The 13,702-nt window shown below is 67.5% G+C and carries 11 protein-coding genes and 1 pseudogene; 1 reads left to right on the top strand and 11 read right to left on the bottom strand.

Translation table 11 applies throughout. The features are described 5' to 3' along the window. Positions 1–22 precede the first annotated feature (22 nt). The 5 genes and pseudogenes from WAW17_RS21595 to WAW17_RS21575 all read right to left on the bottom strand — a co-directional run bounded on the left by WAW17_RS21595 (position 23) and on the right by WAW17_RS21575 (position 5,929). Positions 23–424 (bottom strand): hypothetical protein, encoded by a 402-nt coding sequence (locus WAW17_RS21595; protein ID WP_422334958.1) that lies wholly within the window; start codon positions 422–424, stop codon positions 23–25. Between the two features lie 133 nt (positions 425–557). Beyond that, positions 558–2,288, bottom strand: a complete 1,731-nt coding sequence (locus WAW17_RS21590; protein WP_422334957.1) for an acyl-CoA dehydrogenase family protein — start codon at positions 2,286–2,288, stop codon at positions 558–560. A gap of 398 nt (positions 2,289–2,686) precedes the next feature. Beyond that, positions 2,687–3,104 (bottom strand): annotated as a pseudogene (locus WAW17_RS21585) (MFS transporter); the annotation flags it as partial. Between the two features lie 73 nt (positions 3,105–3,177). Further along, positions 3,178–3,963: a methanethiol S-methyltransferase gene (gene mddA / locus WAW17_RS21580; RefSeq protein WP_422334956.1), complete on the bottom strand. Its 786-nt coding sequence runs from the start codon at positions 3,961–3,963 to the stop codon at positions 3,178–3,180. Between the two features lie 220 nt (positions 3,964–4,183). Next, positions 4,184–5,929: a proline--tRNA ligase gene (locus tag WAW17_RS21575; RefSeq protein WP_422334955.1), complete on the bottom strand. Its 1,746-nt coding sequence runs from the start codon at positions 5,927–5,929 to the stop codon at positions 4,184–4,186. 76 nt (positions 5,930–6,005) lie between these two features. On the opposite strand from WAW17_RS21575, the gene yaaA reads away from it, so the two are divergent. Then, the gene (gene yaaA / locus WAW17_RS21570; RefSeq protein WP_422334954.1) at positions 6,006–6,749 is read left to right on the top strand and encodes a peroxide stress protein YaaA; all 744 of its coding nucleotides are present in this window, start codon (positions 6,006–6,008) and stop codon (positions 6,747–6,749) included. 80 nt (positions 6,750–6,829) lie between these two features. Here yaaA and WAW17_RS21565 read toward each other — a convergent pair whose 3' ends face one another. The 6 genes from WAW17_RS21565 to WAW17_RS21540 all read right to left on the bottom strand — a co-directional run. Then, positions 6,830–8,356 carry an MFS transporter gene (locus WAW17_RS21565; protein ID WP_422334953.1) on the bottom strand — a complete coding sequence of 509 codons (1,527 nt, stop codon included), beginning with the start codon at positions 8,354–8,356 and terminating at the stop codon, positions 6,830–6,832. Positions 8,357–8,367: 11 nt separating this feature from the next. After that, positions 8,368–9,594: a uroporphyrinogen-III C-methyltransferase gene (gene cobA / locus WAW17_RS21560; RefSeq protein ID WP_422334952.1), complete on the bottom strand. Its 1,227-nt coding sequence runs from the start codon at positions 9,592–9,594 to the stop codon at positions 8,368–8,370. A gap of 22 nt (positions 9,595–9,616) precedes the next feature. Continuing rightward, positions 9,617–10,087, bottom strand: coding sequence for a cobalamin biosynthesis protein (locus tag WAW17_RS21555; protein WP_422334951.1), 471 nt, complete (start codon positions 10,085–10,087; stop codon positions 9,617–9,619). Continuing rightward, positions 10,080–11,480: a cobyrinate a,c-diamide synthase gene (locus WAW17_RS21550; RefSeq protein ID WP_422334950.1), complete on the bottom strand. Its 1,401-nt coding sequence runs from the start codon at positions 11,478–11,480 to the stop codon at positions 10,080–10,082. Before WAW17_RS21550 ends, WAW17_RS21555 begins: the two co-directional genes overlap by 8 nt. Continuing rightward, positions 11,474–12,088, bottom strand: a complete 615-nt coding sequence (cobO, locus tag WAW17_RS21545; RefSeq protein ID WP_422334949.1) for a cob(I)yrinic acid a,c-diamide adenosyltransferase — start codon at positions 12,086–12,088, stop codon at positions 11,474–11,476. The genes WAW17_RS21550 and cobO overlap by 7 nt, the downstream gene beginning before the upstream one ends. Before the next feature lie 29 nt (positions 12,089–12,117). After that, positions 12,118–13,702, bottom strand: a 1,585-nt coding sequence (locus WAW17_RS21540; protein ID WP_422334948.1) for a VWA domain-containing protein, incomplete at its 5' end; no start/stop codon positions are given.

The following is a 13,702-nucleotide window of genomic DNA, read 5'->3' as shown; positions in this document are numbered from 1 at the left end:
GACTCGGTGACGCGCGACGCGGTCACCAGCAGAACAGGAACCCACAGTCCACGTTGGTCGTGGTGTCGCCGCCAACGCCGCCGTTGGCGGAGCCCCCGTTCGCGTCACCGGCGTTGCCGCCCGTCGCCGGTCCACTGTTTCCACCGTTGCCGCCGTTACCGCCGTTACCCGCGTTCTGGGGCCCCGTCGTGGTACCCGGGCTGCCGATCACCGGCCCGCCCAGCACCACGTTTCCGCCGGAACCGTTGCCGCCGTTCCCGCCGGCACCACCGGCACCGGTCGTAGCGTCGCCGCCCTGCGAGGTTCCGCCCGGCGCCGTACCACCGGCACCGCCCGGATCTGCGGAGGCGATGCCCGCTCCGGCGGTCAGGGCGAATGCCGCGATGGCAACGGCGGAGAGGGTGCGCTTGATGGTGTGTGACATTGTGAGTCTCCCTGTGTGGGTGGAGGTTTGCTTGCCACATAAGAATGCGGGCAGCGCCGGCCCGCAAACAGGCACCCAAGGTGGAACAATCGTTCCCCCGAGGGGTGGCCCACCACCACCCCCGGACCTGCTCCTACGGCCGCATTTCGTAGGCGCCGTCGTGGCGCTCCACCTGTCGCCACACCCGCGAAAAGCGTTCGGCGTCCACCACCGGTCGGCGGATCGCTCCGAGCGACCACTTCTGCTGAGCGTCGGTTGCAGACGATTTACCGTGCAGAGCAACGGAATACCCCGAGAAATCCCGGATCTGGAAGTCGAAGATCTGGTCGACGATATCCCGGTCCAATTCGATGAGCTCGGCTTGCTCGAGGACCAGGTGTCCGTAGACGACGAGTGAGAACAGATGCCCGAGATCGAGGAGGAAATCGAGGTCCTTCAGCTGCGCCGCGTCGGGCGGCGCGGTGGTGAGAAGCTCACGCAGCGCGGTCGCCTGTTCGAAGAACCGCGCCACGTTCGGGATGTCGGAGTGCTTCTCGTAGATCTTCGTCCAGTCGTGGAAGCGAATCCGGCCCGCCCCACGGGTCGGCCCCTGCGCCCAGAAGAAGGCGTCGTCCGCGGGGTCCAACCTGGTTCCGATGTCCGGGTACTCGGCGGGATCGAGAAGATAGTTCGGCATGAATTTGAGGATGAGCCCAATGTTGACGTGCACGGTTCCCTCCAGCTTCGGCAAAGTGCCGATCAACTGGGCGGCCTCGCGGAAGTAGGTGTTCTTCTCATAACCTTTGGCCGCGATGACGTCGTGCAGCAATCCGATGACCTTCTCACCTTCGGACGTGACCTTCGCCTTGGTCATCGGATTGAACAGCAGGTAGCGGCGATCGTCGAGGCTCGCGCTGCGGAAGTAGTCGACCGCTCGGTCACCGAAGAGCTTCATCGCGACGAGACGACTGTAGGCGTCGACGAAATTCCGGCGCACGTGCGCGAAGTCGGTGACCGGGTTTCCGTACAGAATTCGATTGTGCGCATGCGTGATCGACTCGTAAAACGCGTGCTCCGCGATTCCGATCGAGGCGGTGCACAGATTGAACTTCCCGACGTTGACCGTGTTGAGCGCGGCCTCGAACGCCGCGACCCCGGTGTGCAGGATGTCCTCGTCGCGCACCGGGTAGTCCTCGAGGCGGAAAGTACTGACATACATCTGTCCTCGAACTACGTTGCCCTGAAGGTGGTACGCGGGATGGCGACTGTCGGCGACGAAGAAGACGTACCCGTCGCTGCCGTCGATATCGGTGCGCCGGCCGAACACCGACACCATGCCTGCAACGTTCCCGTTGCCGATGTAGTACTTCTCGCCGTTCGCCGTGAAGGCGAGACCGGATCCTGCGCCGGCCGAGGTGAGCAGCATGTCCGTCGAGTAGACGTCGGCACCGTGATCTCGTTCGGACAGCCCGAAGGCAAGCACCCCGCCGTCGTCGAGCAGCGCGGCTGCACGTTGCTTCGCGGCCTCGTTCCCGCTCATCCAGATGGGTCCGAGCCCGAGGATGGTGACCTGCCAGGCATACCAGTACGCGAGGCCGTAGAAACCGAAGATCTCGCTCAGCGCAGCGTTGCGGGCCGCATCCCAGCGCTTGTTCGGATCACCCCCGGCGAGGGCCGCAGACGTCAGGAACGTCGCGAACAGTCTTTCGCGTTTCACGAATGCGAGAAAATCCTCGGGCCACACCGCCTCGAGATCGTCCTCGAGGAGCCGCGTCTTCCCGCGATCCTCGAACCAGTCGATCAGCGCTCGCAGCAGCCTGCGCGTTTCCGGATCGAACTGCTCAGGGTCGTAAGTATTCGGATCGAACAACAGGTGCTTCGTCACAGCGGTGCCTTTCGTCTGGACGTATCAAAGCTAACAGCCTGGAGGAATCGCACGGGGCGTATTGCGCGCACGATCAACTCGACTCGAAGCTCGCTGTGAGGCCAGGGTCATCTCACGAATTGTCGTCGGGTCCGGTCTCCGCCGAAGATTCCTCCTTTCGATCCCGTGTGTCCGCAGCCGTGGCGGGAACTCGCCCGGTTCCGAACAGCGCGCGATAGCGAAGCAGTGCGGTGACGGCAAACGCCGATCGGCATTGACCGACACGACAGAGTCCGCCGCTGCGGTGTCGACAACGGCGGTATCCAGCGCGCCCTGCAGCTGGATGTCGGACAGGAAAGGCAACCCGTCAGCGAGATCCGTGGTGTTTCACCGACGCGGGCACGGCAGGATTGCCAGTCGGTCTGCCTGCGCAGGAACGCGAAAGCACAAGAAGCCCGCCGAGGAGCAACCACACAACCGTGACCACCCCGCGATGGCGGGTCCCCAGGTTTGCTCTGGACCCAAGCCCATTCGTTTCGACGGCAGCACGCCGTACACGAACATCCCCAGACCCAGCACCGACAACGCCGATCAGATCAGATCGAGCCGACCAGTGACACCGGGACGTCCTCGACCCGGCGCAACACCAGCGGGATCGAGACCACGAGCACGACCTCGCCAAGGAAAACGTATCGCCGGGAGGCGAAGGTGGGACCGCTCCGCCGAGGATCGGTCCCACCTCCACCGCACCCACGCCGCTGCCACCAGCCCAAAGGCGGACGGGCGGAGCACCGTGGGAAAGTTCGCCACGACCGGAGACACGATCGCGGGCACCACCGCGTTCGTCGGGTGAGTCCGGTGCAGCGTTCCGCGGGCCCACCGAAACGGCGGGCCCGCTGCCGGGGGACGGCTACTGTCGCACGAGTCGCCTGGTACCGGGGACGAGCATGGGGACCTGCGCCCGGTAGCTGCGATAGCGGTCGCCGAACGTCTCGATCAGGTCGTGTTCCTCGAACCGCACCGCAACCAGGACGTAGCCGGTGGTCACCGCAGCGAACAGCAGTCGGCCCACGGTCATGGTCGGCGCCACCCAGAATGCAATGAGGAAGCCTGCATACAGCGGGTGCCGAATCACCCGGTAGAGCAACGGTGTCCGGAAATCACTCTCGGGAACCGACTTCCCGGCGTGGTTCCGCAGGACCTGACGCAAACCGAACAGATCGAAGTGGTCGATGGCGAACGTCGCCGCGAGCACGAGGGCCCACCCCCCGAGTGCGAGCATGTACAGGCCGACGCGTGCGGGAGTGGTCTCCACCTCCCAGAGCACTCCCGGCAGCGGACGCCACTGCCACATCACCAGCGCCAGTGCGGCCGTGGCGAACAGGACGAACGTCGAACGTTCCATCGGCTGCGGCACGATCCTGGTCCAGCGCGTCTTGAACCACGGCCTGGCCATCACCGAATGCTGGACCGCGAACACCGACAACAGCGCCACGTCGACGAGCACAGCGACCACTGCAGCGACCTCAGGCCCCTCGTCGATGGTGCGGGGCATCACCAGCCCCTCGACCCAACCCATCGCGTACAGGAACACGACCAGAAACGCGGCGTAGACGATCAGTCCGTATCCGGCGATCAGTGTCCGGGTAACTCCACCCGTGCGGTCCGCCTGTGTGGCTCGGGCATTTTCTCCCATTGTGTTCTCTCCCATCGGTTCGTGTGGCCCCCCAGCACACTCGAGCCTCCAGCCCGGCGACGAAGAACAACAGGAACCCTGGGGTGGAAGTCGATGCACCCCGAGAACATCAGAGGACGACGGCCGGCGGAGCCGACGACTCCTCGCGCCGCCGCAGCGCGCGCCGGGAGCGCGCCCGCTGCCGCACGGCTGACCAGGAGCGGGACCGGGGCCGGAGGGGTCAGCCCCGCACGGTCTTCACGATGTCACTCAGTGCGGAGTCCGCAGCCACCTCACGGCTCTCGCCGGTGAAGCGATCACGCACCTCGACCTTGCCGTCGGCCCAGCCTCGGCCCACCACCACCACGAGCGGCACTCCGAGCAGTTCAGAGTCCTTGAACTTCACACCGGGCGACGCCTTGCGATCGTCGAGAATCACCTCGAGGCCGGCCTTGTCGAGTTCTGCGGCGAGTCCCTCCGCGCCGGCCCGCGCGGTGTCGTCCTTATTGGCGATCACCACGTGCACATCCGCCGGCGATACCTCTGCCGGCCAGCGCAGCCCCTTGTCGTCGTGGTGCTGTTCCGCGATCACCGCGACGAGGCGGGAAACACCGACGCCGTAGGAACCCATGGTCGGGCGGACGGGCTTGCCGTTCTCACCGAGCACGTCGACCGAGAACACGTCGGTGTACTTGCGGCCGAGCTGGAATACGTGGCCGATCTCGATGCCGCGGGCGGCCACGAGGACTCCGGCACCGTCGGGCGACGGGTCACCGTCGCGCACCTCGGCGGCCTCGATGGTCCCGTCCGGGGTGAAGTCGCGGCCGGCGACGAGGCCCACCACGTGCTTGCCCTTCTCGTCGGCGCCGGTGATCCAGCTGGTGCCGTCGACGACCCGCGGATCGACGAGGTAACGAACACCGTTGACCTGCAGTGCCTTCGGACCGATGTAGCCCTTCACGAGGAAGGGATGGGCTTCGAAGTCGGCATCGGTGAGCAGTTCGAACTCCCCCGGCTCGAGTGCGGCGCCGAGGCGCTTGTCGTCCACCTCGCGGTCGCCGGGCAAGCCGATTCCGAGAAGCTCCCATTCACCACCGGGCCGACGGGTCTTGACGAGAATGTTCTTGAGGGTGTCCGCCGCGGTGATCGTCCGGCCCAGGCCCGCACCGTTGGCCCACTCGACGAGCGTCGCGATGGTCGGCGTGTCGGGGGTGTCGTACACCTTCGCGGCAGGAAGCCCGTCGAACGAAACGGGTTCGGGTGCCAGCGTCTTCACGGCCTCGACGTTGGCGGCGTACCCCGACTCGAGGCAGCGAACGTAGGTGTCCTCGCCGATGTCGCTCTCCGCGAGGAACTCCTCGGACGCACTGCCGCCCATCGCGCCGGACGTGGCCGACACGATGACGTACTTGACGCCCAGACGGGAGAAGATCTTCTCGTAGGCGTCGCGGTGCGCCTGGTACGACGCGGCGAGCCCCTCATCGGTGAGATCGAAGGAGTACGAGTCCTTCATGATGAACTCACGCCCGCGCAAGATGCCCGCCCGCGGCCGCTCCTCGTCGCGGTACTTGGTCTGCACCTGATACAGGGTGACCGGGAAGTCCTTGTACGAGTTGTACTCGCCCTTGACGGTGAGCGCGAACAGTTCCTCGTGGGTGGGACCGAGGAGGTAGTCGCCACCCTTGCGATCCTTGAGACGGAACAGACCTTCGCCATATTCGGTCCACCGGTTCGAGGCCTCGTACGGTTCCCGTGGGAGCAGCGAGGGCAGCGAGATCTCCTGGGCACCGATCGCGTTCATCTCTTCCCGCACCACTCGCTCGACCTCACGCAGCACGCGCAGCCCCAAGGGCAGCCAGGAGTACACACCGGGTGCGATACGACGCACGTAACCGGCGCGGACCAGGAGCTTGTGGCTGGGAACCTCGGCGTCGGCGGGGTCGTCGCGCAGCGTGCGGAGGAACAGGTGGGACAGGCGGGTAATCACGGGATATCAGAATAGTCGGCCTGCCCACACCCGACTGCGTCGGTACTGCCCCGCCGAACGTCGGTAGGGTTCTCCCGTGCTGGTTCTCCTGCCTCCCTCCGAAACCAAGTCCGACGGCGGCGCCGACGCGCCCCTGGACCTGGCCGAACTGTCGATGCCGCAGCTGACCGAGACCCGGGAGACCCTGGTCGGTGCACTGGTGACGCTGGCCGCCGACGTGGAGGCATCGCAGATTGCCCTCGGGCTCGGCCCCACCCAGGCAGACGAGATCGAACGGAATGCGAAGCTCTGGGTGTCCCCCACCCGGCCGGCGCTGGAGCGTTACACGGGCGTCTTGTTCGATGCCCTCGACGCCCCGTCGTTCACGAAGGCCCAGAAGTCCAAGGCGATGTCCCGGCTGGCCATGGGGTCCGCGCTGTTCGGCGCGGTGCGCGCAGGCGATCTGATTCCGGCCTATCGGCTCTCGGGGGGATCGAAGCTACCCGGTTTCGGCACCCTCCGGTCCCTGTGGAAGCCGGAGCTGAGCCGGGCCATCACCGCGGAGGCCGACGGTCTGGTGATCGACCTGCGGTCGGGGACGTATCAGCAGCTGGGTCCTGTCGCCGACGCGGTGATCGCCACCGTGCTGACCCAGAAGCCCGACGGCACCCGCACAGTCGTCAGCCACTTCAACAAGCATCACAAGGGCCTGCTCGCCCGTGCGCTCACCCTCTCCCGCTCCGAGCCCAGAGACGTCGAGGGTGTCGCCCGGGTCGCGTCGAAGGCCGGGCTTCGGGTCGAGGTGGCCGCGGACCGCGAACTGATCATCATCACCGACTGATCACGGCTCTCCTGACCGACGGGCGAGCCCCGGAACAGTGAGCCCCGGAGAACAGTGACCCCGGAATAGTCCGGGAGGGATCAGGACTGCTGGGCGGCTTTCTCCGCCGCCTGCGCCTGCGCCACCTGCCCGGGGGTGAACCTGATGAAGAAGGCGGCGACACCGGCGGTGACGGCACAGGCGGCGCTGCCCACGAGGGCGAACGTGTATCCATTGCCGAGCGCTTCGATCTGCGTCGGGGTCATGTCCGCGACCTTGCCGGAAATACCACCGAGCGAGAGGGTGCGGGAGGTGGCCATCGCCCCGATGACGGCCAGGGCGAGCGGCCCGCCCAGGGTCTGTGCGACCTGAGCGATTGCCGCAAGCGGTCCGATCTCGGTCTCACGGACCCCGGCGATGGCACACAGCGGGAGCGGAACGACGGCAAGGCCGACACCGAAACCGATACCGATGACGGGGACGAAGAGATTGGCCAGATACGTCGCCGAACCGTCGAGCGTGGACCCGTAGAGCAGGCCGACCGTCATGATCGTCGCCCCGGCGATCACGAGCCAGCGCGGCTCGATCCGGACCGCAAGCTTGGACGCCACCGCGGCCGCCCCGCCGAGCCCGAATGCGAACGGGATGAACGCGAGACCCGCATCGAGGGGGCTGTACCCGAGGATGTCCTGAACGAAGAGTGCGACGAAGGCGGCAACCGTGAACATGACCGCGCCGGCGAAGAAGATGGCCACCAGAGTCGCGACACGGTTCTTGTCGGTGAACAATGAGAACGGCAGAAGCGGATTCGTTGCGGTGCGTTCGACGTAGAGAAACGCACCGAACAGCAGCACCCCGGCCACCAGCGCACCGATCACGAACGGGCTCGTCCATCCGAGTTCCGGACCCTCGGTGAGGGCGAACACCACACCCGTCGCAGCGACCGTCGCGAGGACGGCGCCCTTGACATCGAGTGACAGTCGTTCCCCGGCGGTTTCCTTCAGCGCCCTGAACGCGCACAGCACGATGACCAGACCGATGGGCACGTTGATGAGGAAGATGAGTCGCCACGACACCTCGGTGAGCGCACCACCGATGATCAGCCCGGCAATGGACCCGATGCCCGTCATCGCCGCGAAGATCGCGATGGCCTGATTACGTGCCGGCCCCGCCGCGAACGTGGTGGCCACCAGGGCCAGAGCGGTGGGCGACGCCACGGCCGCGCCCACGCCCTGCAGGAACCGGGCACCGATGAGGGTGATTTCGTTGACCGCGAGCCCGCACAGGAGCGAGGCGACGGTGAACAGTGCGACACCGCTGATGAACATCTTCTTCCGGCCGAACGCGTCGCCGAGCCGCCCGCCGAGCAGCATCAATCCGCCGAAGGCGAGTGCGTACGACGTCAGGACCCAGTTCCGCCCGCTGTCGCTGAGACCGAGGTCTGCCTGCAACGGGGCGAGCGCGAGGTTGGCGACCGTGCCGTCGAGGACCACCATCATCTGGAGCCCGCTCAGCACGATGATGGCCAGCCCCATCACGCTGGTGGCGGCGGTGGCGACGACCCGAGATCTCGCCGCCGGGTTCTCGGGACCCGTCGAGGCGGTTTCAGGCTTGCGGGAATCAGACACGAGGTTTCACGTTACCCAGCGTTCGACGAAAACCCGGCCACGGGCCCGATGACCACGATCGCCGGGGGGCGGATCTGTTCTTCCTTCACCCGCGCGGCGACCGACTGCAGGTCGGCTCGCAGAACGCGCTGGGTGCGCAAAGTGCCCTCCTGAACGACGACGGCAGGGGTGTCCACCGGGCGTCCGCCCTGCATCAGCGCGGTCGCGAAAGCCTCGATGCGTTCGACGGCCATGAGCAGCACGATGGTGCCCTTCAACCGGGCGAGGGCAGGCCAATCGACGAGCGAATCGGGGTGATCGGGTGCCACGTGCCCACTGACGACCACGAACTCGTGGGTGACGCCGCGATGGGTCACCGGAATGCCCGCAGCCGAAGGTACCGAGATCGCGCTGGTGATACCGGGCACGACGGTCACCGGGACACCGGCCGCGGCGCAGGCCTCGAGTTCCTTGAAGCCACGGCCGAACACGTACGGATCGCCACCCTTGAGGCGCACCACGAACTTGCCGGCCTTCGCATTGTCGATCAAGGCGGCGTTGATCGCTTCCTGGGCCATCGCCCGTCCGTACGGGATCTTCGCGGCGTCGATCACCTCGACGTCGGAACCCAGTTCGGCGAGCAGTTCGGGCGGCGCGAGGCGGTCCGCCACCACCACGTCGGCCCGGGCGAGCAGTCGCCGGCCCCGAACGGTGATGAGGTCGGGATCGCCGGGTCCCCCGCCCACCAACGCGACACCGGGAGCCGGCGCCTCGGCGGTGTCGGCGACGACGCCGGACTGCAGTGCCTCGACGAGTGCTGTCCGCACCGCCGCGGAGCGACGATGATCTCCGCCGGCGAGCACCCCGATGCTCATGCCGTCATAGCTCGCACTCGCGGGCGTGACGGCCGTGCCGTAGCGGGCGTTGTCCGCGCGCACGCAGAACACACGATTCCGTTCGGCCTCGGCAACGATCGTCGCGTTCGTCTCGGGTTCGTCCGTGCAGGCAATGGCATACCACGCACCGTCGAGGTCGCCGGCCCGGTAGTCCCGGAGTTCCATCGTGATCTGTCCGGCCGTGGCCATACCCTCGACTGCCGGGGTGACGGCCCGGCTGATCAGATGGACCCGGGCGCCGGAGGCGATCAGCAGGGCCAGTCGGCGCTGAGCCACCGTTCCGCCACCGATCACGACCACCCGGCGATCGGTCAGGTCGAGTCCTACCAGATAGTTGGACTCGTCTCCGGTGGCAGCAGTCACGCGCTCTCCCCGTCTCTCTCCGTTACACGTCAGCACTATTGTCTCGAATCAGGTTGTCCCGAACTCGGGAAACTTTACGGGCAGCCGCCACGACGACGCCATTCGCGGACCACTTGGTCACGACGAGGGACCCACCCCCGGCGCACAACAGCGCAGCCGCTTCCGCCACGCTGGGTGAACCGATCTCGGCGCCCACCCGCGGGGAAGGATTCGGGACCGGGACGGCCGCGAGTTCGTGGACGTCGAACCCGACGACAGGAATCCCCAACGCCGACGCGGCCCCGACCACGGCGTCGTCGTCTGCCTTGCGGTCGAGGGTGCCCAGGCAGTGCAACTCCGCTCCGGAACACGGGGTCGCCTCCGCTCCGGAACACGGGGTCGCCTCCGCTCCGGAACCCAGGCTCTCGAACGCCAGCATCTGCCGGATCGCACCGAGGATGTCGGCGGCCGTACTTCCCGATCGGAACCCGACGCCGACGCAGATGTCACCCATGGACGACGTGGCTGCGCGCTGCCGCCACGAACCGGGCGATCGCCCCGGGATGCGAGGCCGGATGAGTGTGCAGGTAGGACGCGTGGACGCCGGCTTTCACGAAGCCTTCGCGTGCGGGCGCACCGTCCCAGGGCCGCCAACCCCAGGCCGGCGCGAAACCGTCGGCCACGGACTCCGCCAGAGACGTGCGGTGGAACTCGTGGCCCACGACACGGTCGCCGGCCGAGAACAGGGCCGAATCCGTCAGCGCCACTGCTTCCCGGTACCCGAGAGTCAGGCGGGATCCGAACGCGGCGTCCACTCCGACCACCGACGCCATGGCCTGTCCGTCCAGGCTGCGGGCGAGATAGAGCAGACCGGCGCATTCTGCGTGTACCGGCGCCCCGGTCGTGGCGAGATCCCGGATCTGCTGCAGCAGCACGGTGTTCCCGCCGAGCGCGGACGCGTGTTCTTCGGGAAATCCGCCGGGGAGAACCACCCCGCACGTGCCCGGAGGCAATGGGTCGTGGAGTGGATCGAACGTCACGGTGTTCGCACCGGCAGCCTCGAGTAGTTCGCGGTGTTCCGCGTATCCGAAGGTGAAGGCCCGCCCCCCGGCCATCGCGACGATGGGCCGGGGACCGGCGGGAACAGCGCCGACCTCATCTGCGGGTGACCACGCCGGACCGTCCACGGTCGATGCCGCGAGCGCCCGGATCGCCGGCAGGTCCAGGTGCCGGGCAGCGAGCCGGGTCATCGCCGCCACGGCATCGAGCGCCGCGGTGCCGTGCTCCGCCGCGGGAATCAGTCCGAGATGCCGGGACGGAACCTCGAGTTCGGCCATCCGGGGTACGGCGCCGAGGACCGGCAGCCCGACCCGCTCGCAGGCCTGGCGCAGAACCTGTTCGTGCCGTGCACTTCCCACGCGGTTGAGGACAACGCCGCCGATGCGGACCCCGGCGTCGTATGTCGAGAATCCGTGCAACAGCGCGGCAAGACTCTGACTGTGCCCGCGTGCGTCCACCACCAGAACCACGGGCGCGCCGAGCAACGACGCCACCTGGGCTGTCGACCCCTCCGCCGACGGTTCGTACGACGCGACGTCGATCTTGCCGTCGAACAGACCCATGACGCCCTCGACCACCGCGATGTCGCACTGCGTGCTGCCGTGCCGGTAGAGCGGAGCGATCCGCTCGGCACCGACCATGACGGGATCGAGGTTCCGGCCCGGCCGTCCCGCCGCGAGGCCGTGGTAGCCCGGATCGATGTAGTCCGGGCCCACCTTGAACGGCGCCACCCGGCTACCGGACTCTCGCAGAGCACCGACCAGACCCGTTGCGACCGTAGTCTTTCCACTGCCGGACGCGGGCGCTGCGATGACCACGGCGGGAACCGCCGCGGGCGTGCTCACCACTCGATGCCTCGCTGGCCCTTGCGGCCGGCGTCCATCGGATGCTTGATCTTGGTCATCTCCGTCACCAGGTCTGCCGCGTCGATCAGCGCCTGCGGGGCGTCTCGACCCGTTATCACCACGTGCTGATGTCCCGGGCGATCGCGAAGCACCTCGACCACTTCGTCGACATCCACCCACCCCCATTTCAGGGGATAGGTGAATTCGTCGAGCACATAGAAGCGGTGTTCCTCGGCCGCCAGTCGGCGGGCGATCTCACGCCATCCCTCGGCGGCGGCGGCGGCGTGGTCCTCCTCGCTACCCTGCTTCCGAGTCCACGACCAGCCCTCGCCCATCTTGTGCCACTGGACGGATCCTCCGGCCCCGGTGTCGTCGTGCAACTGCCCGAGGGCCCGGAAAGCGGCCTCCTCCCCCACCTTCCATTTCGCGCTCTTGACGAACTGGAACACGCCGACGGCGAATCCCTGGTTCCATGCGCGCAGGGCCATCCCGAACGCGGCGGTCGACTTCCCTTTGCCGGGACCGGTATGCACGGCGAGCACTGGCGCGTTGCGGCGCTGGCGTGTGGTGAGGCCATCGTTCGGAACGTTCTCCGGAACACCTTTGGGCATTCTTGCTTCTCCTACCGAATACGGGTGCCTTATGCAGCAGCGCGAACGACGCCCGCGACCTGCTGGGCCGACAGTTCTCCGAGACGGACGTATCCGCCCCGTAGTTCACGAGCGAGTTCGGCGGCCAGGCCCAGACGGACCACGCCGCTCTCGCAGTCCACGACGATCGACGCGACCGCGGTGTCGGCCAGCAGGCACGCCGCCACTTTCGCCCGATGGAAAGCATCCTTGCCCCCCGTCGCCCGCCCGTCGGTGAGCGTCACCACGAGAGCCCGCCGTTGCGGATCGCGCAGACGTTCACGCAGGACCACCTCGCGAGCGCGCAGAAATCCCTGCGCGAGCGGCGATCTGCCGCCGGTCCTCATCCCCCGCAGTCGTCGTACCGCGATATCGACCGAAGATGTCGGCGGCAGAACGAGTTCCGCCTCACGCCCACGCACCGTGATCACCGCGACCTTGTCACGTCGCTGATAGGCGTCGCGCAGCAGCGACACCACGGCGCCGGTCACCGCCGACAACCGGTCGCGAGCAGCCATCGATCCCGAGGCGTCCACCACGAAGACCACCAGGTTGCCCTCGCGACCCTCGCGCACCGCGCCCCGCAGGTCTGCGGAATCGAGGATCATCCGTCCACTTATCCGCCCCCGCGCCACCTGCTGCTCTGCGGCCGCGAACAGTGAACCGACCAAGTGGAGTCCGTGGCCCTTCTCCGCCGTGGCCCGGACCGCACGACCACGGGTCGAGCGCGACCGGGAGCGCCGGCCCGGCGCCCCTTCCCCGACGCCCGGCACTTCGAGAAGCCTGGTACGGAATTGCCGCCCCGTGTCGGCGGGACGCTCCGGCGGCGACGGCGGCGGGGCCCCGCCGTCGGGGCCGTCGGGGCCGTCGGGGCCGTCGTCCGGATCCGTGTTTGCAGCGGCACCCTCGGGGGAATCGTCCGCCGCCGGGGCCTGGTCGCGATCGGTTGACTCCTCCGAGGTCCGGACGTCCTCGTCGGCCTGCCGGAGCGCGTTCTCGAGCTCCTCTTGATCGAGGCCGGGTTCGTCGAACGGGTCACGCCGACGGCGATGCGGCAGCGTCAACTCCGCGGCGACCCGCACGTCCTCCGCGGTGACCTCGTCCGCTCCGCGCCACGCGGCGTGAGCGGTCGCCGTCCGGGCGAGCACCAGATCAGCGCGCATACCGTCAACATCGAAAGATGCACAGAGAGAAGCGATCCGGCGCAGCTCGGAGTCATCGAGCCCCACCGAGTCGAGCCGATCACGCGCGTCGCGGATCGCTGTCGCCAGTGCGGTGTCCTGCCCGGCGTACTCACGGACGAACCGCGTCGGGTCGTGCTCGAACGCAAGCCGCCGCCGCACCACTTCCATGCGAACGTCCACATCCCGCGACGCCGCGACGTCGACAGCCAGACCGAAACGGTCCAGGAGTTGCGGTCGCAGCTCCCCCTCCTCCGGATTCATCGTGCCCACCAACACGAACCGGGCGGGGTGCGAGTGGGAAATACCGTCCCGCTCCACGTGGACGCGGCCCATCGCGGCAGCGTCCAGAAGGACGTCCACCAGGTGGTCGTGCAGGAGATTGACCTCGTCGACGTACAGAACACCCTGATGG

The organism is Rhodococcus sp. (in: high G+C Gram-positive bacteria) (assembly GCF_049286785.1).
In the GTDB taxonomy this organism is placed as follows: domain Bacteria; phylum Actinomycetota; class Actinomycetes; order Mycobacteriales; family Mycobacteriaceae; genus Rhodococcus_F.
This window is presented reverse-complemented; position numbering and strand designations above follow the sequence as displayed.